Consider the following 21728-nt stretch of genomic DNA (forward strand, 5'->3'; position numbering starts at 1 on the left):
ACAGGGAAGATAAAAGAAAAATGTTATTCCTTCTTCCTGAACTCCTGATAGCAAAGCGTGGCGTTAGCCATACTTCTGAACTCCTGAACTCCTGATAGCGAAGCGTGGCGTTAGCCATACTCCTGAATTCTTACGATATGAACATAGTGCTGTTCATTATTTTCACTCATCTAGCTAGATACTCACCTAAATGAGTATCTAGATTTGGGTTCATCTAGTTAACCCATTGCATACCTAATTGTTCTGCAAATTGTTTTGCAATTTCATCGGCATCATCATTTTCCTCTAGGGGCTGGAATGTGAGGGCTTTACTATCTATTTGGAAGGACTGCTCGGAGACATCTACATCCTCATCTTCATCAGCCTCTTCTATGAACTCTGCCATCAGATAATCAACCAACTTTTTAATAGTTGGATAGTCAAAAGTTAGCGTAGCGGGCAAACGACAGCCTAAGCTATTTTGCAAATTGTTTCTCAACTCTACAGAGGTCAAAGAACTCATTCCTAAGTCAAAAAACCCTTCTGAAACAGAGAATACGCGATCTTTCTGGTAGCCCAAGACTTTGGATACTTGAGATTGGATGTGAGCCACTAAAAGTGGCTGGCGTTGCTCTTTTTCAGCAGCCTTTACCGTTTCCAGGAAATTAAGTGAAGTTTTTTGTTGCTCTTTCTTTTGATCGGTAGTTTTGCGGAAGTCAGTGAAGAACGCACTTTCTACCGTATATTTCGACCAGTTTATTGGCATCGCGCCCACTTGTGGTGCCTTGGCGGTGAACAAGTTAGCAAATAGATGCGCTCCTTGACTGGGCGGAATCATCCCAAAACCTATTGCCTCCCAACGACTTTGAAGATTTGCATCCAATTGAGTGGCCATCCCAGAGGTAGCCCAAGGGCCCCAGTTGATGCTGACAGCGGGTAATCCCAATGCGTGTCGGTGATGGCAGAGTGCATCCATAAAGGCATTGGCCGCAGAATAATTTCCTTGACCTAGCGCACCTATAACTGAAGTCATAGAGGAGAAGCAGACAAAGAAATCTAATGGCATTTCTTTGGTCAGTTTGTGCAAGTTCCACGTACCTTGAACCTTGGGGTTCATCACTTTTAAGAAGCGCTGCCGGGTTTGATCCCTGAGCATTCCATCATCTAAAATACCTGCCACATGAACCACTCCCCGTAAGGGGATATCAGTTGCGGCAATTAGCATTGCTACACTATCGGGTTGGGAAATATCAGTTTTGACAATCTTTACCAACGCCCCTTTATCTTCTAACTGCTTGACTCCTGCTTGTGCTTCTGGGGATACTGCCCCTTGTCGTCCCACTAGCAGCAGGTGGCGTGCGCCTTGTTCCACAAGGTAGTTGGCCACTTGAAGACCCAATGCTCCAAATCCACCAGTGATTAAATAACTACCTGATGAATCAATTTTTGCTAATTGGCTGATAGTTTTAGCCTCAGCACGTTTTAATCGAGCGACATAACGCTCTCCATTCCGAAAAGCTACTTGCTCTTCTTTTTCTGGGAAGAGCATTTCTTGGAGCAGCATTTCGATTTCACTAACTTGGTCTGAGCCGATATCTATACAGACAGTTTCCAGTTCTGGATGTTCTAAAACAATCACGCGGGCTAGTCCCCACAATGGCGATTGTTCTACTTGTAGGGGGGTTTTTGTCACTGCTTGGGCATTGCGAGTGATCAAGCATAAATGAGGCATATTTTTGCCCCAATGATGGGGAGGAATTGCAGATAATGCTTGAACCAAATACAACACACTAGAACATAAATTTAGTGCTGTTGTTGGCACATCTGACATCTCCAGCTTTTGATCAAGACCCCATAAGTAAACTATCCCACGGCAGACTGACTGATCTTGCTTGACTATTGCGGAAAGTAGATTCTGGAAGTCTTTTGGTTCGGCAGGGTTGATTTGATAGCGATCGCTCTCTAATAATGAAAAAGACGATCCTTGTGAAACGAAAATACAGCGATCGCCCTGTTTGTTGAGCATATCGGCTAGGGAACTGCTTACTTCTCCTCCATCGCTGAAAATCAGCCAATTACCTGCTTTAGAGGTTTTGTTATTCGCCTTAGCAAAGGACGAGCTTGCTGCCAAAACACGCGGTTTTACTTCCCAACCAATTCTGTATAACCAATCATCTGTTTGATTGGCTAGGAGCGCAGTTTGATTAGCACGCCGCACCTGTAAATTAATCAGATCGGCTACTGCTATTCCATTCTCATCAACCAAATGTAAATCGAAGGAAGTCAGTATACCGGGGCTTCGCTGACTTGACTGATGAACGTGACACCAAATGCTTGTACTAGGCTGCTTGAAGAAACTCAGACGCTCTAAGCCGACTAGAAAATAAGTCTTGGTATCGCTATCAGGGCCATCTTCAAGAGCCGCCGCCAAAAGCTGCAAGCAACCATCTAACAGCAGTGGATGCAAGCTGTTATTTACACTACTCTCTACCATCTCAGGTAATTTAATCTTACCTAGCACTTCTTGTGAGTCACCCTGAGAACGCCACAACTTCTCAATTACTTGGAAGTTGGGGCCGTACTCTACCCCCAAATCGCTGAATTTCTGGTAATAGTCCTTAATTTCAAGCTCTTGGTTAACTGTTTGCTTCAGGGCGGCCAAATCTAGCGGTACTTTTGCCACCGGAGCTTTTCTACTCAAAAGATAACCTTGGGCATGACGAGTCCATGTTTCATCAACATCAACATCATCTGAGTTTTTGCGGCTAAAAATCCCAAATTCATACCCTGATTCATTGGGTGTTAATACTAATTGAACGGAGACTGTTTCTTCAGGATTCAAAACTAGCGACTGCTCAATCAGAAACTCTTCAACTAGCAATGATGGGTGATTCTCCTGCGCCCCCGCTCCAAAGATTTGCGCTCCTGCGGCTAGGACTATCTCCACATAAGCTGCGGTGGGGAAAATGACTTTCTCATAGAGAGCATGATCCGCTAAATATACAGGGAAATCTGAGGTGAGTTGACTTTCAAAAACTATTTGTTGATTTTTTAGTGCTGCACTCCGAATTCTTTGACCCAGTAGAGGATGATGCCCGTTCTGCATTCCCGATTCCGTCTGAGGTTGTCTTTGGGCAACATCAATCCAGTAGCGCTCTCGCTGCCAAGGATAAGTTGGTACACTCACTTGGCGGTGGCTATAGTCGCGGTGGAAGCTCTCCCAATCAATCGCCACACCTCGTACATACAATTGACCCACTGCCTGAAGCAGTCCTTGCCAATCGCTTTGCTCTAGCTGTAGTGTCGGCAGCCAGGTTCCATACCCTGATGGCAAGCACTGACGACCCATTCCCAGTAATATTGGCTGGGGCCCCATCTCCACAAATATCTCTACCCTTTCTCTGTATAATGTCTCCATTCCAGAGGCAAATCTTACTGGTTTGAGGACGTGATCTACCCAATATTCTGGGGTTGTGGGTAAAACGCGCTCAAAATTGCCCGTGACATTGGAGATAAAGTTGAGTTTGGGTTGGTGGAATGTTACTTGTTGCACTACTTGGCGAAAATCTGCCAGCATTGGCTCCATCAATGCTGAATGGAAGGCATGGGAAACTTTTAAGCGCTTATTTTTTATGCCCTTGCTTTCTAATTCCTGCACTACCCGACGTACTGCTTCCCCTGCACCAGAAATGACGACGCTATTGGGACCGTTGATGGCTGCGATGCTGACTGAGTCGAGTCCTTGCAGTGCTTCTAATACTTGTTCTGGCGAAGCTAATAGCGATACCATTTCGCCGTTGGCTGGCAGTTTTTGCATTAAACTGCCTCTGGCTGAAATCATTTTCAAACCGTCTTCTAAGGAGAAAATCCCTGCTACGCAAGCTGCTACATATTCCCCAACGCTATGACCGATGACTGCGCTTGGTTCAATGCCCCAGGATTTCCATAATTTGGCTAGGGCGTACTCTATGGCAAACAAAGCTGGTTGGGTGTAAGCAGTTTGCTCTAAAAGGGAATTGTCGTCATTTTCGTAGAGGATTGAGAGTAGCGATCGCTCTTGATTGCCGATGGTATTTAAAATTTCCTGGCACCGCTCTAGGGATTTCCGAAATGTTGGTTGTGTTGCGTATAGCTTCCGTCCCATCCCTAGATACTGGGAACCTTGACCTGTGAATAAAAAGGCAATTTCAGGTTGACTTTCGCTCTTGCTGCCTCCGTACAGATGAGTGGTTTCCGCTTCTGCCAGATGAGCTAATAACTTTTCCTCTGCTTGAGAAACTGAATCAGCAACCACAGCTAAACGTTCGTGGAAATGAGTTCGCCGAGTATTAGCTGTGTAACAGATGTCAGCCCAATCTAAGTGGGGATGAGTGGCTAGGTGTTCTGAGTAGTTGCGAACCATCTGCTCCAGTGCGGGTTTGGTTTTGGCACTGAGGGTGAGCAAATGTTGGGGGCGCAGGGCAGTTTCGGACTCGCTTTTTCCTGCAACTGACGGTGCTTCGGAAAGGACTATATGAGCATTGGTACCGCTAAACCCAAAGGAACTGATTCCAGCAATTCGTTGATTATTAACTGTTGACCAAGGGGTTAATTCGGTGGGAACTTTGAGCGGTAGTTGATCCCAAGCAATATAAGGGTTAGGTTTCTCAAAGTGTAGGTGAGGCGGAATCTCTTTGTGTTGCAAGGAGAGAACAACTTTGATCAGACTTGCCATACCAGCCGCTGCTTCTGGGTGTCCGATATTGGTTTTAACGGAGCCGACGATTAAGGGTTCTTCCCGATCGCTAAAGAGGCTACCCAAGGCATTTGCTTCAATTGGATCTCCCAAGGAAGTGCCTGTACCATGGGCTTCAATATAGCTAACTTCCTGGGGCTTAATACCTGCATTTTTCAATGCCTGACGAACTACTGCTTCCTGAGAAGGTCCGCTAGGTACTGTCAGTCCCCCACTTGCCCCATCCTGATTGAGGGCAGAACCTCGAATTAATGCTAAAACGTTATCTCCATCACGGATAGCTTGACTAAGACGCTTTAGAACAACAACGCCACAGCCTTCGCTACGGACATATCCATTTGCACTAGCATCAAAGGTTTTACAACGACCATCTGCCGCCAGCATCCGTGCCTTTGTGAAATTGATGCTGAGGGTTGGTGCTAGGAGTAAGTTCACACCTCCGACTAAAGCTAGGTCGGATTCCTTGTTACGCAAGCTGTTGGCTGCCAGATGCACTGCCACGAGGGAGGAAGAACAAGCTGTATCTACTACCATGCTTGCTCCTTTCAATCCCAAACTATAAGACAAGCGCCCTGCTGCTGGACTCAAAAGGGTTCCTGTGCCTAGATGAGCGTCGATTTGCGATCGCGCTTCCGACAGACGCATAGCATAGTCAAAGGTGCTAATGGCAATAAATACGCCAGTGGGAGTGCCAAATAGCTTTTCTGATGACTGACCGCCATTTTCTAAGGCCTCAAAACTTACTTCTAGCAGTAGCCGCTGTTGTGGGTCAAGGGACATTGCTTCCCGTGGCGAGATCCCAAAGAAGTGCGCGTCAAACTTATCCACTTCCGATAAAAAGCCACCATAACGGCTAGACATCTTGCCGGGCGCGTCTGGATTGGTATCGTAACAGGCATCAATCTTCCATCGGTTGGCAGGTACTTCCTGAATCGCATCTACGCCATTTGAGAGCAGATGCCAAAAAGATTCTGTATCTTTTGCGCCTGGAAAACGGCAACTCATGCCAATAATGGCAATCGGTTCTTCTTTTGCTTGCTGAACTGCCTGTAGTTTAGTACGTGCTTCCTCTAGGGCGTTGAGCAACTGTAATGTTGTTGGTTTGGCGGGAGTTTGTGTCATGTTAAATATTACCTAGTAGTTTACTGAGTTCTTCGTACTTACTAGCAAGTAAGATGTCCGCTTCCTCTTCTGGAAGTTCTTCAAATACTTGGGTGGATGTCGTTTGGTCTTCTGTTTGCTGGACACTCATATCCTCTAGAACTAGAACCTCTTGCAGCAGATAATTCACCAATGCTTCTAAGGTTGGATAGTCAAAGAGTAGAGTTGAGCGCAAGGAATGTTCGACACTTTTTTCCAGATAGTTTCTCAATTCCACCGCCATTAGGGAGTCAAGTCCTAAGTCAAACAAAGACTGTCGCGGTTCAATCCTTGTGCTGGCATTTAATCCGATCACATTTCTAATAGCCGCACGAATATGCTCCATCAAAATTGTTCGGCGCTCATGAGCCAGAGTAGCTTTTAGTTGGGAAACTAAGGCTGGTCGCTCTTGAGATGATGTAATATTTGTCTGGAAATTTTCTAAGAATGGCGTAATTTCTGGTAGTCGTTCCAAAAATTTCGGCCAGTTCATAGGCAGTACACCTACTTGAGCGCTTTCTTCGTTCTTGACCAAGTAGTTTAATGCTTGCAAGCCTTGTTCAGTGGGAATAATACCCCAACCTTGGGCTTTCAAGCGACCAGCAAGAGTGGCTGCCATTCCTACCTCACCCCAAGGTCCCCAATTTACACTCAAACTTGGTAATCCTTGCGATCGCCGATAATGAGCTAAGGCATCAAGGAATGTATTAGCTGCGGCATAGTTGCTTTGACCTGCATTGCCTATCAAAGAGGCAACTGAGGAAAAACAGACAAAAAAGTCTAAGAGTAAATCTTGAGTCAAGGTATGCAAATTCCAAGCTCCTTGTACTTTGGATGCCATGACTTTTTTGAAGCGAGTAGGTGTTTGCTCCTTCAACAAACCATCATCTAAAACACCTGCGGTATGAACAATTCCACGTAAATTAGGACATTCATTCAGTATTTTTTTGACATCCTCCTGATTAGAAATATCCGCATTAATGACGGAGATTTTAGCACCTGCCTGCTCTAATTTTCTGATGGCTTCATTTGCTGCTTGTTTGACACTGCTTCGTCCTGTCAGAACTAGATGTTTAGCACCTTGTTCCACCAGCCACTCAGCCACCTTTAATCCTAATGCGCCCAATCCTCCCGCAATTAGGTAGCTGCCGTCTTGACGAACCGAGCAATTTTCTGGATTCTGAAAACTTAACACCACTTTACCGATATGCTTGGCTTGCTGCATATAGCGGAAAGCATTGACAAATTCAGTAATTGGGAAAACTTTGGCAGGTAATGGTTTGAGCTTACCTTCCTTGAACAAAGTCATCAGTTCCAACAACATGGCAGGAATGATCTCCGACCCATTCATCTCTCCTAAATCAAAGGGGAAATAAGCAGCATCAGGGCGTAATGCTTGCAATTTCTGCTCATCCCAGATTCCCAATTTACCGATTTCTACAAAGCGCCCTCCTTGAGCAAGCACGTCAAAGCTTTGATCGATAAACTTGCCAGCTAGACTATTAAGGATGACATTCACGCCTTTGCCATTGGTGTCAGTCATTACCTGCTCGGCAAACTCAAGGCTGCGTGAACTGTATATATGTTTAATTCCAAGTGACTTGAGAAAATCCCACTTGGGGGGGCTGGCCGTCGCAAAAACTTCTGCTCCCTTTAATTGCGCTAATTGAAGAGCCGCTTGACCTACACCTCCGGCCGCATTATGAATCAATACTCGGTCTGTTGGACCAATTTGAGCGCGTTTTATTAGTCCGTAATAAGCTGTCAAAAAAGTAACAGGAATTGTAGCCGCCTCTGCAAAACTGAGTTCAGGTGGCTTGGGAACTACCAATTTTGCTTTAGCCTTGACCACACTTGCTAAACTACCTGATGCGTAGGCAATGACAGCATCGCCCACCTTGAAGCCAGATACTTGTTTGCCAACGCGCTCAATCGTGCCTGCACACTCAAATCCAAACAATATATCGCTGGCCGTTGCCGCAATACCTAAAGACTCTTCGATTTCCCGCATCATGCCTAACGCACGCAGCACATCTCTAAAATTAAGTCCGCTCGCCTGAACTTTGATCTCGACTTCATCAGGTGCCAAGGTTGAGGTAGCCAGGGGAACCAAGGTCAAGTTGTCGAGGGTGCCGTAGCTGGTCAGTTTCAGTGCTACAGGAGCAATGCTTGGTGTCTGTATAGGGTGGAAAGGCTCTAATCTAGCTACATAGCGTGTCCCGTTTCGGTAGGCAATTTGGTCTTCTCGATCCGGTGCAAGTAGTTCTTGGAGTAAAGACTTAGCTGTTTCATGGGAGTGTTGACCAGAGGGCAAGTCTAAACAAGTAGTTGAAAATTCGGGGTGTTCCAGAGAGATTGTTTTACCCAGTCCCCAGATAGGAGCTTGCCAGACAGCAATATCATCATCCTTGAGGGCCAACTGCGCCCCTTGGGTAACCAACCACAATTGAGGGGATATCTTGGCTGAAGTCAAGGCTTGAATTAGATGTAGTATTTGCTCGCAGCTAGAATCACAGGAGTCATTTTCATCAAGACCCCAAAGGTACACCACCCCTTGATAGGATCTATTAGCCAACAATTGCTGCCAGTCGGATGGGTCTGTCCAGTTAATAGTATGTTGCTCTGGCTGATATTTCCCATTAGCCTTTTTGGTATAGACGAGGTGCGATCGCTCTCCACTGGCATTTAACAATTCAGCCAAGGTTTCAGCTAGACCAGTGCTGTCTGCCAAAATTAGCCAATCACCTTTGGTTTTTGGGTTTGCAGTTCCTGCTGTCTTTTTGACTTCTTTCCAGTCCACTTTGTAAAGCCAATCTTTCCAGGGGTCTTTCTGCTGTAATGCTTGTGATCGAGCCTTTTTCAGTTGCAGTCCGAGAGCTTCGGCATAAACTTGACCATCTTTGCCAATTAACTGCAAGTCCGCCTTCAAGATTTCTTGACCAGGCTGAGAATGAAGTTTAACGTAACTGAAAACCTCTTTGTTGGGATGCTGCCAAAATGTGAAATGCGGGTAGCCAATTGGTAAATAAGTTTCTGAAAAGTCGGCAGGTAGTGCCGCTAAAAGGATTTGGAAACATCCATCCAAGAGAGTTGGATGCCAATAATAGGGCTGGTTAAGAAAATTTTTAGACAGATGAATTTGTCCAAGGGCTTCTCCATCAGAACGCCATAAGCGGCGCACGGTTTGGAAGCTTCCTGCATAGACCATTTCTTGAGTGGCGACTTTTTGATAGAAAGCTTTTATGTCCTTGTATTCTTCCAGTCCAGCTTGTAAAGCAGTTAAATTTGCGTTTAGTTCGGAAATTGATATATCTTTCCCTATAGCAATCTTTCCGGCGGCGTAGCGCGTCCAAGTTGGCTCTTCATTAATGAAGACCAAACTGAAAATTTGCCATGAATAGCCGTCTTGATCGGGAGTTAAGACCAACTGCACTGTCTGAGGCTCTTCCAGCTTGAGAGCTTTTTCAATTGCTACATCCTTAAAGGTGATAGGGCGGTTGCCAAAAAGTTGATTTCCCGCTGCCAAAACCATCTCGAAGTAGGCACTAGCAGGCATAATTGCTTGACCGAAAGCGCGGTGTTCTGACAAATAGGGCAGATCGTCGGTAGAAAGATAAGCCTCAAACTGAACTTCTCCCTGCTTGAGTACAGATGAATAGATCCTCTCTTGTAGCAAGGGATGAGCAGATATTTCACTACTCTTTCTAGCAACGCGCTCCTGTTTTACCTCAACCCAACAGCGTTCTCTTTGAAAGGGATAAGTTGGTAACACCACTTTCCAACGGTGTTCGTCTGGGAAAAACTCTTGCCAATTGATATTGACACCGCGAACATACAATTGAGCTAAACTTTCGGCGATGGTGGATGATTCTGCACCAGGACGGATGCTAGGTAGCCATGTGAGGCGTTTTTCTTCATCAATCAGGCAACTAGCTCCCATCCCCAAGAGAATTGGTTTGGGTCCGATTTCTATAAAACATTCTATCCCCATTTTTTGGAGGGTATTCATGCCGTCGGCAAATCTCACGGGTTGACGAATATGACGAACCCAATAATCAGCGGTTGCTATATCGTCCGTTACCTGGTCGCCTGTGATATTGGATATCAGGGGTATTTTCGGTACAGAGTATAAAACCTCCGCCGCGACTTGAGAGAACGGCTGTAAAACTGGCTCCATTAACGGCGAATGGAAGGCGTGAGAAACTGTCAATTCGTGAGTCTTGATCTGCTTAGTTTTCAGTTCGGCTACAATGGAGTCTATGGATAGGCTGTCACCTGAGATAACTATGCTCTGTAGACCATTGACTGCGGCCACAGAAACTTTTGTCCCATAGGATGCGATCGCAGAGTTTATTAAGTCTTCATTGGCCATGGTGCTGACCATTTTGCCATCTGCTTCTTGTGGCAGTTGCTGGATCATTCTTCCACGGGTTGCTATCAGCTTTAAGCCATGTTCTAAGCTAAACACTCCTGCCACACAAGCTGCGACATACTCACCCACACTATGTCCCATGACGACATCCGGGACTATCCCCCAGGAATTCCACAACTCGGCTAAGGCGTATTCAAAGGCAAACATCGCCGGTTGTGTATAGGCTGTCAGATCGATGATATTTTCTGCTTGATCGGGATAAAGTATGGACAACAGGGGTCGGTCTAAATGAGAGCGCAGTATTTCATCGCATCGCTGCAACGCTTGGCGAAATACAGCTTGCGTTTCATAAAGTTCGCGCCCCATATCAACGTATTGAGCGCCTTGTCCGGTGAACAAGAAAGCGATCTTCGGTGCTGCTTGGTAAGCATCACCTTGAATTGTGCCTGTAATTTTTTCACCCTTGATAAAACTATCCAGTTGCTCCCGACTATGTTCTTTCGATCTAGCAACAATAGCTAAACGATGGGCAAAATGGGAGCGTCCAGTGGTAGCTGTGTAGCAAATATTTGCTAAAGCATCCTCTGTTTTTTCTAAGAAGGTTAAATAACGATGTGCGAGATCGTTTAGGGCTTTTTCGCTCTTGGCAGATAAAGTAAGTAAATGGGATGACGGTTCAATTCCCTGGCTAGAAAGCTCAACTTGCTGTAGCTGTGGTGCTGCTTCTACAATTACATGAACATTGGTTCCACTCATCCCAAATGCACTAACACCTGCCAGCTTGGGTTCATGTTCTGGCCAAGGCATCAATTCAGTTGGTACGGTAACTGGCAATTTATGCCAAGGAATGCGTCGGTTAGGCTTATCGAAATGTAAATTAGGAGGAATATGATTATGCTGAAGTGAAAGCACAACTTTAATTAAGCTGCCTACACCTGCTGCTGCTCCCATGTGACCCATATTGGTCTTCATAGATCCAATGATCAATGGGTCTTGACGATCTTGACCTAATACTTTTGCCAAAGCTATGACTTCAATGGGATCGCCTAAAGGCGTTCCTGTTCCATGGGTCTCAACATATTGCATCTGCTTAGGTTCGATGCCAGCATTTTCTACGGCTTGGCGCAGCAGTGCTTCCTGGGAGACACTAGCAGGTGTTGTCAGGGTTAGGCTGTACCCATCGTGATTGACTACTGAACTTTTAATTGTAGCCAGGATCGGATCGCGATCGCGCAGAGCATCAGAGAGACGTTTGAGAATAACAATACCACAACCCTCTCCTTGGACGAATCCATCTACTGAGTCTGAAAAGGTTTTGCAGCGACCATCTTTGGCTAAGACATTCATTTGACAGAAACCGACTGCTAGCTTAGGAGAGAGTAGTAGACTGACTCCACCAGCTATAGCTAGGTTAGATTCCCGATTGTGCAGAGATTGACAAGCCAAATGGACTGATACTAATGCGGAGGAACAAGCTGTATCAGTTTGCATCGTTGGACCATGCAAGTCCAACAGATATGCAATTCTTCCTGCTGATAGACTTCGTAAATTACTTAAGGTGGGGTAAGCATTAATTTCACTCGGCTTCACTGTATAAAAACGCTCTGCCGAGTAATCATCCCAATGAATACCAACAAACACACCTGTTTGACTACCTGCCAAAGATGTAGGTGGAACTCCAGCGTGTTCGAGAGCTTCCCAACTTACTTCTAGCAGCAACCGTTGTTGTGGATCTAAACTCGCTGCTTCTCGCGATGCCATGCGAAAAAACTCGGCATCAAAGTCTTCTATCTCATTTGTATCTAAAAAACCTCCAGCACGTGTATAAATCTTGCCAGGTGTAGGAGTTGGATCATAGTATCTCTCAAGATCCCAGCGAGAAGAGGAAATGTCTGTGACAGCATTTACACCATTACGCAACAATTGCCAGAATGCTTCTGGGGTGTCAGCCTTTCCAGGGAAGCGACATCCCATACCAATAATCGCAATTGGTTCCTCATGAGGATTTTCCAGAGGCTTAGACTCATGGTCTGAATAATCTATTTTGTTCATAATTGATTTTTTGGAAACATGGTTAAGAGCAGTAAGTTTTCTGACTATTCAGTCATGCTATGACATCAATTTGCGGAGTATATAAGCCGTAATATTGTCAATTGTTTCAAAGTTTTTTAATACAAGTTCTTCAGGTTCCCAAAAAATTCCAATTTCTTCTTCAACAAAGCGAACTAATCGAAAAAGATCCATTGAGTCAACGATCCTTTGCTCAATTATCTTTAAATTGTTGGTTAGAACCAAGTTGGGTTGGTCGTATGCTAACTCTTGGCTGATAAATTCTTTGAGCATTTGTTCGATATTTTCTGCTGTCATGGTAGTGTTTTCGGTCATGATACTGTTTCCTGAGATAATTGAACTTTGTCTATCTTGCCAGTGGAAGTTTGGGGTAAAGAGCTACGGAACTCAAACAAATCGGGAACCATATATTTAGGAAGCCGTTCTGCACAAAAGGATTTTAAAGTCTGTACATTAAGAATTTCCGTGTCTTTGTTATCACCACGCGTTACTACAAAAGCCTTGATCCGGTTACTAATCTCATTGTCGGGAATGGGAATTACTGCGACTTCTGCGAGTGCGGGATGGCTATATAAAACACTCTCTATCTCACCTAATTCAATCCGGTAGCCCCGACTCTTAATCATGCGATCTCTACGACCTAAAAAGATATAATCACCCTCTGGAGATTGTTTAACAAGATCCCCCGTGCGGTAAATCATCTCCGATCCCAATCCATGATGCAATGTAAAAGGAACAAGGACTTGAGCAGTCTTTTCAGGCAAATCCCAATAGCCTGTCATCAACCCAGGACCGCGCACGCAAAGCTCACCCACTTCACCTCTAGCTACCAATTCATTACTTGTACCCAAGACAAAAACTTCAGTGTTGGCACAGGCTTGTCCAATAGGAACTGCTTCACTTGTTTCAATATCGGGCGGTGAGACTCGGTAATATGTGCAGACATTTGTCTCCGTCGGACCATAGAGGTTGTAATAGCCAGCATCTGGAATATGCACCATCAACTGATGCAAATATTTGTTAGGAAAAACTTCACCTGCAAACAGAATGCTTCTAAGATCGGGGTAGGTATGTTGCTCTAACCGACCATATAGGACTAAATTTGTCAGAATAGAGGGGACTGAATACCAGATTGAAATCCTTTCTGCGGCAATAAATTTGGCCAGATTAATTGGAAAGACTGATAAAGCCGCCGAGAGCAAAATGACCGTACCCCCTGCTTTGATAGTTGTGAAGATATCAAAAATGGAAAGATCAAAATGGAACGGTGCATGACTGGAGACACGGTCTTCCGCAGTCACCTGAAACGTATCATAGGCCCAATTTACAAAAGTAAGAGAGGCACGATGGCTAATCATCACCCCTTTGGGGGTTCCTGTTGAGCCAGATGTATAAAGAATATAAGCTAAGTCGTTTTCAATCAGATGTGGGTCTAGTGGCGGGCTGCAAGGAGCTTGTAAAACCTCTGACCATGGGAAGACTTTTCCGAACAACTCACTTGTTCGCTCATCCTCATCTGTCAAAATTACACTACTGAGACTATGTAAGTCTGCCAAGGAAGTGTTTCCTAAAGCATCTATTCTTTGCTTGGTCGTAATCAGTATCTTAATCTGGCAGTTTTTAACAATAAAGGCAATCCGTTTAACTGGGGCGTTAGAGTCTAGCGGTACATAGGTGGCGCCAGCCTTTAATATGCCAAATATAGCAATAACAGATTCAATTGACTTATCTAAGTAAATGCCAACTCGGTCTCCCCGTTCTATCCCTGCATAGTTCAAGGTATTTGCCAGTTGGTTACTTATTTCGTCTAACTGAGTGTAGGTAATGGCGCGCTCTTGCTGCTGTATAGCAACGGAATCGCTATGGGTTCGAGCGCTACTTGCGAGAAGATGGTGTAGTAAATATAGCATAGTGGTGCTGCTTTACAATCCTAAGAATTTGCTAATAACGAGTCGCTGAATATCGGAGGTACCAGAGTAGAATTTGCTACCGATAGCATCTCGCAATTCTCGTTCTAACTCTGTATTCGTTAAATAACCATACGCACCGTGAACCTCGATCGCTTCCATACATAACTGAACCCAAGCTTCACTAATATACAGATTGGCCATGGAGGCTTCTAGAAGAGCCATTTGCCGATTTTGTTTCATCCAAGCAACTTTATACAAATAAGACTTGGCATTCTCCAACCGCAGCTTCATCTCTACTAACCTGTTGGCAACTAATTGGAATTTGCCAATTGCTTGACCAAATTGCTTATGGTTTCTAGCATAACGAATTGACTGCTCCAGCAATCGTTCCATTGTTCCCACAGCACAGGACAGAATAAATCCCCGCTCCCACTCCATGCTATGATTAAATATGGCTAGACCTGCTCCTTCCTCACCTAAGCGATCAGCGACAGATACTTCGCAATTTTCCAAGGTTAGTTCTGTTATTTCAGCGGTACGTACTCCCATAGTAGACATACGTTTGTGGACAACCAGACCAGGCGTATCTTTTTCGATCATAAATGTCGTCAAACCCTCTTTCCCCAAAGCTGGATCTAAGGTAGCAAAAATGATGAAGAGGTCTGCAAAAGTTCCATTGGTTACATAGTGTTTGTGTCCGTTGAGAATGTATTTATCTCCATTCTTTTGGGCTGTTGTCTTGAGGCTATAGATATCAGACCCCGCTTGTGGTTCAGTGGCGGCGTGGGCTGCAATCCAACCTTCTCGACAAAGCAATGGGAGATACTTTTGCTTTTGTGCTTCACTCCCAAAGGCCAACAGGGGCATTTCACCAGCCCAGATATGTGCGTTCATTGCAAACATCAATCCATTGTCTTTGCAAGCATAACCTAGTGCTTGCAAGCCATAAGCCGTAGTAAGTATATCTAGCTCTTGTCCGCCATAACGGGCAGGAATAGGCCATCCGTGAATACCAAAATCGCAGCATTTTTGCCAGACATCACGATTAAATATCCCCTCTTTGTCCTGCTCAATCAGATCGGATACTAATGACTGTTGAGCAAAATGAATCACCTTTTTTTTAAATTCAATTTGCTGATTGTTCCAAGCAAAATCCATGATGCCCTCTACGATTTTAGTTGATTAATTGGTTGTATTGTATATATCCGCATACAAGATTTTTCATCAGAGTATTCTAATTGCGGCTATGTCCTGTGTCTATTTACCAAATTGCACATCTAGTTTTTCCGTTGACACTCTCCGGTCTAAAGACGCGGAGATTCTATAGAGAGTTTCAGTCTATATCCCTCAGTTATCCCAGTTTCAGGCACTGCCTTAAATATTTGGGTTCTTGCCCTGATTTCGTTTGCCCTGGCGGGCGAAATCATATCTGACAAGCGTAACTTTCCGAGAGTCCCTCGGTAGCTTTTTATGTCTTTAGTGACAATATAGTTGTATCACGAATATGGATTAAAATCAATGCAGGATTTATCCTGCCTCTAGCCTTCATCCCTTGTCTAAAGCCCAAATGTGGCTTCCTGAGTCACCCACATTTTCAAGGGTTTTCGGCGTTCTTCCTTATAAAACACTGATACCCTCTTGCCTTGCTATAACGACAATTTTCAACGCCAACCTACTTATTTGATTTGCTTACCATATTTTACTGAAGTCTAATTTAAAAGGGTTCTTCCGTACCTGTTATGCCAAATATGAGTTTATTTACCCCACAACCCATATAAATAAAGGATTTTATTGTTTTTGATACCAAATTTCTCAAAATAACCAATAAATTAATGTAAAATCCTTATATAACAAGGATCTTGGGATTTAAAAAAAATAATTTAGCATAACAAGTACCGAAGAGCCTTTAAAAGTTTTTTCAAGAAACCATAAGATTTAGATAAAGGGAAAGGTAACGGACTTGTAAAGATCACTCTACAATTGGAGTGGCAAGAGGCAAAACTAGCAATAACAGTTCATGTCCAGATCAAAAGCCAAGATTTGCACCGGGGAATAACGTTTATAAACAGGCTACTTATCTTACAAATACTATTTCCATCCTCAATCTAGTAGGTTTTATATTGTCAGTAACCCAGCCCTAAAGGAACTGAGCTTGCAAGAAATTGCAAGCTGTACTGACCAGACCACCCTAAGCGTAGTCCAAGGGTAGCCGTTATTTGAGTCACGACACCTCGAAATGCGTAGCCAGTTTCCGGCTCTGTCGCTGTAAGTTAAACAGTTCTAAGGTAACAGGAACAGTGCTTTCAGCCTAACAAGCTCTTATAACAGGTCAAGGCTAACATTACCCCAGAAATGGGAGTTGGTTTCCAGATTCCAATCAAAAATCTGGTTTCAATTTTAACATCCACAGCGGTCAAAACCGCTCGTGTCGCTTCCCTCTCAGGTCTAAAGACGCTGAGTTTCCCACTTACCGCGAGGTTTTATGAATAACCAACAAAGAACTAACGGCGTTTCTTCTGGTCTGATAGCAGCTATTTCCGTAGCAGTGGTGGTGGTAAGCGGTGGTATGGCTTGGTTTTCTGCCCATACTCCTAATAATTCTACACCTGATAACTCTTCACAAACCATTAAACAGCCTATCAAGCAATCAACAACTCAACAAGGTAATGAACAGACTGCTAGTATATATTGGCTCAGATCCAAGGAAAATCGCCTGGATTTAGTTCCCCAACCCTTTAAAGTTGCTGCTACCCAACCCAATCAAGTTTTAGAAGCAGCATTTAAAACTTTATTAGCAGGTCCAAGTGAAGGCACAGACTCTACTACTATTCCCCAGGGTACTCAACTATTGGGACTCAAAGCAGAAAATAATGATGTTCATGTGAATTTGTCTGAAAACTTTACCACTGGTGGAGGTAGCACTTCTATGATGGGGCGTGTCGGACAAGTTGTATATACTGCTACTAGTTTAAATCCTCAAGCCAAAGTATATATTGAAGTCAATGGCAAACTTTTAGAGGTTTTAGGGGGTGAAGGTGTGGAATTACAACAACCTCTCACCCGCGAAAGTTTTCAGAAAAATTATCCGCTTTAGTCAGTTGTCAGTTGTCAGTTGTTAGTTGTCATTGGGAAAATTCTTTCTCCCCCCTACTCCCCCCTACTCCCCCTACTCCCCCTACTCCCCCTACTCCCCCTACTCCCCCTACTCCCCCTACTCCCCCTACTTCCCCGACTTCCCCATTTAATACTTAATCAGGGTTAATTCTCATTAAAGGCTGACCATATTCTACTGGTTCACCATTTTGAACTAAAATTTCCATCACCTGTCCAGAGACTTCGGCTTCAATTTCGTTCATTAGCTTCATAGCTTCAATGATACAGACACTTTGACCAGCTTTGACGCGATCGCCTACCTCCACAAACGCTGCTTCTCCTGGGGCTGGGGAACGGTAAAATGTCCCTACCATTGGTGATGGTACTTCAACTAATTTTTGATTAATTGGTGAAGAAGAATGAGGAGGTTGTGCGACTGAATTATCAACAACTTTATTGGTTACAGCCCCCTCAGTGGAACTTGGTAAGGCTGTAGATACCAACTGGGTTACACCAGCACTCACCACACCACTAACTGTTCCTGGAGCATTATTGCTAAAACTGACAGCTTTTCGGACTGTTAGCTCAAATTCATTATTTTTGAGGGTAACTTCCGCAATATCTGTTTGGGCAATAGTTACTAATAGCTGACGGATTTCATTAAAGTCTAATGTCACAATTATTTTACCTCGACCTAACTGTTAAATTAAAATTCTAAGTAAGGCAGGGATTTAATCCCTCTATAAAAAAGGGATTGAAATCATTAGCACCAATTTTAGATTTTGGACTTCGACTTCGCTCAGTCGACTTCGCTCAGTCGAACGATTTTAGATTTTGGATTTTGTGGCAACTTTCCAGGTGATTAGGAACTCAATTGACATGAATTAAACTTATGCCACAACAGGGTTTTACCCCTGACGCTGACTCCTAATTCCTGACTCCTGCTGTATTCCTCACTATTCCAAATTGGTATCAAAAAAATAGGAAAATTATTCCCTGCCTAAATACTTATCTTCTCTGGTATCAATCTTAATCCGTTCCCCTTGGGCAATAAATAAAGGAACCATGATAGTTGCCCCAGTTTCCAGGATTGCGGGTTTAGTACCACCTGTAGCAGTATCACCTTTGACACCGGGATCTGTTTGCACAATTTCCAAAACTACAGAATTAGGAAGTTCTACTTCTAGGACTTGTTCGCCCCAGCGAATCACGTTAACTTCCATACCATCTTTGAGGTACTTGACGCGATCGCCAATTTGCGCTGAAGTTAATCTACCTTCCTCATAGGTTTCCATATCCATAAAGATAAACTCATCGCCTTCTTTATAGGTATGTTGCATCGTCACTTTTTCCAAAGTTGCCTGGGGAACGCTTTCTCCAGCCCGAAAAGTTTTTTCTAACTGTTTCCCACTTTGGACGTTTTTCAGTGTTGTCCGCACGAAGGCAGAACCCTTGCCTGGCTTAACGTGAAGGAAATCTATCACGCGCCAAACCGAACCATCTAATACAATTGAAACACCAGGTCGAAAGTCGTTACTAGAGATCATGAAACTTTCAAATTTTGCAAGACAATCGGCATTTATTGTACCCTTCCAGCGTCATAATTGGTTAGTTGTTATTTGTCAGTTGTTATTTGTCAGGGAAGAGGGAACAGGGAACAGGGAACAGGCAAAATTAATATTTCTTCCCCTACTTCCCCTACTTCCCCTACTTCCCCTACTTCCCCTGCCTCTTCAATCCCCAGTCCCCCAATGTGGGAAGATAATCAATAAGTTACTTCCAGTCAACACTTTGATGCTGAAGAAAGGGAAATTTCATGTTGAACTTATTTAAGTCCTGGGTGAAGAACAGCCTAAAGGTAATATTGCTATTAACAATATTTTTAGGCACAAGTACGGCTGGGTGGACTCCCGCTAGTAACGCCGGCTTACCAGCAGGAAACGCAATTACCGACGGTAAGGCTTTGTTGCGCTATGCACTGCCAATAGATAATCAACCTGTACGTAAACTGCAAGCCAGTTTAGAGGATATTTCTAACCAACTGCGGGCAAATAAACGATGGGGTGCAGTTAATAATGACCTCAAGCAGGCATTGCGGATACTCGATAAACCTTCCCAAATATTAGCAAGCGTTCCGGAAGAACGCCAACCTCAAGCCGAAGCTTGGATGACTGAATTGAAATCTGGCATCATAGAACTGCAAGAAGTGGTTAAAACTAAACGCAAAGAACCCATTCTTGACGGAAGAGCTAAATTACTCAATCTTGTCAGTTTGTTAGAAGAATCAATGGTGAAGGAATTCCCCTTTGAAGTTCCGGCTGAGTATAGTAATTTACCCCAACTCAAAGGACGCGCTACGATTGCTTTCAAAACTAATAAAGGTGATTTGACTGTAGTTGTAGATGGCTATAGCGCTCCTGTGACTGCTGGTAACTTTGTTGATTTGGTACAAAGAGGTTTTTATAACGGTTTAGAATTCACCCGTTCGGAAGAATCTTATTTTCTCCAAACCGGAGATCCTGTAGGTAAGGAAGTCGGTTTTATTGATCCTCAAACTGGCAAATATCGGGCTGTTCCTTTAGAAATTTTGGTCAAGGGCGAAAAAGAACCAACCTACGGTATTACTCTCGAAGAAGCTGGGCGTTATTTAGATATGCCGGTTTTATCGTTTTCGTCTTTTGGTGCTTTAGTTATGGCACGTCCAGAAAATGAAGCTAATGGTGGTTCTTCTCAAGTTTTCTTTTTCCTTTTTGAACCAGAACTTACTCCCGCAGGACGTAATCTTTTAGATGGTCGTTATGCTGTGTTTGGTTATTTGATTGAAGGTAGAGAGATTTTAGATAAACTCAAAGCTGGTGATAAAATTGAATCAGCAACTGTTGTTAAAGGAATTGAAAATTTAGTTCAGCCTCAAGCAGCTTAATTAATTATTGAAGAAAAAGATCCCCGACTTCTTTAAGAAGTCGGGGATCTGACTCTTGCAGTGTTCACAAATCAAATAACGTCTTTCAATTAGTTCTTGAGTGTATCCATTATTTTCCTTAATTTAGCTAGAACGTTTTTTTCTAAACTTGTAGACCAACGATATTTATAATCTTCATGCTTGTATATACTCACCTTTTCTCTGAGGTTTTCTATATGTTCTATCAGTTCTGCCAAATCTTTTTCAGTTTTAACACCCCTAACAATACCAGCAGTCTTTAGATAATAACTCCCTATTACATCTGCTTCTTCTTCTGAAGCATTATGATCTTTACGGTAATGACGGATTTTACCGTTCATTTATTCAAAATAAGAGGCTAGACTTCTGACAAGAGCAAAATCCAGTTCATCTAGTTTTTTAGGTTCATAATTAATTTTTTCTTGAACTGATTTAGGAGGAGTGTCTGGTTCAGAAATAAAAGCAGAGGTTGGGATTGGATCAGAATTTTGAGATTCAGCATTACTAAAGATATACTCTAGAGTTTTTACACAATCCAGGAAAGATGATATATTGCGGGCAATTACCTGTTTCGTCTGAGTATTGATGATCGCATATCCAGAACCTTCATTAACTACAGCATATTGACCCTGTACTGTCACATAGGCGTTTGTATCTATTCTTTTGATGTCACTCATTTGGTAAACTAAAAAAAATAACTATCTGTAGTATCCCCTAATTTCGACAAAAACTTGCATAACCAACCATTGTACGGGTTATCGCGCTTGATGCAATACAATTAAGAGGGCGCAGGCCCTGCGCCCCTACAGGCTTCTCCTAATCGTTTTAAAATTTGCAACACTTCAGCTAATTCATGTCGGCGGGGAAATAGGGAAAATGTGCGTGATACGTCATATTCAGGATTGTCTGTGATAGCTAGTTTAATAAATATAAATTCATCGCCATTTGTAGCCATACCAAATACTGATTTATCCCGGTGGGGAGTAGTTAACATATAGGCTAATAACTGCGGTATTGCTGCGACAACTGGAATACTATTTCGTTTAGATTCAACCACAAAAATCCAAAGTTTTTCCTGTACAACTAGGACATCAATAAAACCACGAATTGTTTCTTCTGGTTCTTCAATTTCTAAATTTATGCCATAGGGTGAACGAATTCGGTAAGGTGAATCTAGAAAACCTGCAAGTTCCAAAAGTGGTGAAACGACTAAAAGATTAATTGTCCCTTCTAATAATAGACCATCAATGCGATGATAATCATAACGCTGTTTAATGCGAGTAACACCCGATTGTTCTTGTGTATTAAGTTGGGGTAAGTCTGTCAACCATTCGTTAAAAAAGTTTTCATCTTCTGCTTGGTGTAAGTGACAACGAGTTTGTAAATCACTCAAACTTTTAATGGTATCTGTAATGCCAACAGTAGAAACCATCTCAATAGTCTCCTAGATGATACTTTTATTTTAATCTGTAAAGTAATGCGTAAATT

At 43.4% G+C, this 21728-nt stretch carries 12 protein-coding genes; 2 read left to right on the forward strand and 10 right to left on the reverse strand.

All coding sequences use genetic code 11. The annotated features are described in order from the left end of the window. Positions 1–214 precede the first annotated feature (214 nt). The 5 genes from HEQ36_RS01350 to HEQ36_RS01370 are packed head-to-tail and all read right to left on the reverse strand — an operon-like array spanning position 215 to position 15364. Complete coding sequence (locus HEQ36_RS01350; RefSeq protein WP_168635027.1) at positions 215–5836, reverse strand: type I polyketide synthase; 5622 nt, start codon at positions 5834–5836, stop codon at positions 215–217. 1 nt (position 5837) lies between these two features. Beyond that, positions 5838–12278 (reverse strand): type I polyketide synthase, encoded by a 6441-nt coding sequence (locus HEQ36_RS01355; RefSeq protein WP_168635028.1) that lies wholly within the window; start codon positions 12276–12278, stop codon positions 5838–5840. Between the two features lie 57 nt (positions 12279–12335). Beyond that, positions 12336–12611 (reverse strand): acyl carrier protein, encoded by a 276-nt coding sequence (locus HEQ36_RS01360; RefSeq protein ID WP_199308362.1) that lies wholly within the window; start codon positions 12609–12611, stop codon positions 12336–12338. Beyond that, positions 12608–14206, reverse strand: coding sequence for an amino acid adenylation domain-containing protein (locus HEQ36_RS01365; RefSeq protein WP_053540261.1), 1599 nt, complete (start codon positions 14204–14206; stop codon positions 12608–12610). The genes HEQ36_RS01360 and HEQ36_RS01365 overlap by 4 nt, the downstream gene beginning before the upstream one ends. A 12-nt stretch (positions 14207–14218) precedes the next feature. Then, positions 14219–15364: an acyl-CoA dehydrogenase family protein gene (locus tag HEQ36_RS01370; protein WP_168635029.1), complete on the reverse strand. Its 1146-nt coding sequence runs from the start codon at positions 15362–15364 to the stop codon at positions 14219–14221. Positions 15365–16688: 1324 nt separating this feature from the next. Here HEQ36_RS01370 and HEQ36_RS01375 point away from each other — a divergent pair. Beyond that, positions 16689–17300: a GerMN domain-containing protein gene (locus tag HEQ36_RS01375; protein WP_053540264.1), complete on the forward strand. Its 612-nt coding sequence runs from the start codon at positions 16689–16691 to the stop codon at positions 17298–17300. Positions 17301–17454: 154 nt separating this feature from the next. Here HEQ36_RS01375 and accB read toward each other — a convergent pair whose 3' ends face one another. Both accB and efp read right to left on the reverse strand, forming a co-directional pair. Continuing rightward, complete coding sequence (gene accB / locus HEQ36_RS01380) at positions 17455–17976, reverse strand: acetyl-CoA carboxylase biotin carboxyl carrier protein (RefSeq protein ID WP_039201845.1); 522 nt, start codon at positions 17974–17976, stop codon at positions 17455–17457. Between the two features lie 312 nt (positions 17977–18288). Beyond that, entirely contained in the window at positions 18289–18846 is a 558-nt protein-coding gene (efp, locus tag HEQ36_RS01385; protein ID WP_039201846.1) for an elongation factor P, read from the reverse strand. Positions 18847–19115: 269 nt separating this feature from the next. Between efp and HEQ36_RS01390 the strand changes: the two genes are divergently transcribed. Continuing rightward, positions 19116–20222 carry a peptidylprolyl isomerase gene (locus tag HEQ36_RS01390; RefSeq protein WP_168635030.1) on the forward strand — a complete coding sequence of 369 codons (1107 nt, stop codon included), beginning with the start codon at positions 19116–19118 and terminating at the stop codon, positions 20220–20222. A gap of 89 nt (positions 20223–20311) precedes the next feature. Here the strand turns inward: HEQ36_RS01390 and HEQ36_RS01395 are convergent, their stop codons facing one another. The 3 genes from HEQ36_RS01395 to HEQ36_RS01405 form a co-directional block, all read right to left on the reverse strand. Further along, positions 20312–20581 carry a hypothetical protein gene (locus tag HEQ36_RS01395; protein WP_168635031.1) on the reverse strand — a complete coding sequence of 90 codons (270 nt, stop codon included), beginning with the start codon at positions 20579–20581 and terminating at the stop codon, positions 20312–20314. Further along, positions 20582–20917 (reverse strand): hypothetical protein, encoded by a 336-nt coding sequence (locus HEQ36_RS01400; protein WP_168635032.1) that lies wholly within the window; start codon positions 20915–20917, stop codon positions 20582–20584. A gap of 101 nt (positions 20918–21018) precedes the next feature. Further along, on the reverse strand, positions 21019–21672 hold the full coding sequence (locus HEQ36_RS01405) for a type I restriction endonuclease subunit R (protein ID WP_053540268.1): 654 nt from the start codon (positions 21670–21672) through the stop codon (positions 21019–21021). Between the last annotated feature and the right edge of the window lie 56 nt (positions 21673–21728).

Source organism: Anabaena sp. 54 (genome assembly GCF_017355725.1).
GTDB lineage: Bacteria > Cyanobacteriota > Cyanobacteriia > Cyanobacteriales > Nostocaceae > Dolichospermum > Dolichospermum heterosporum.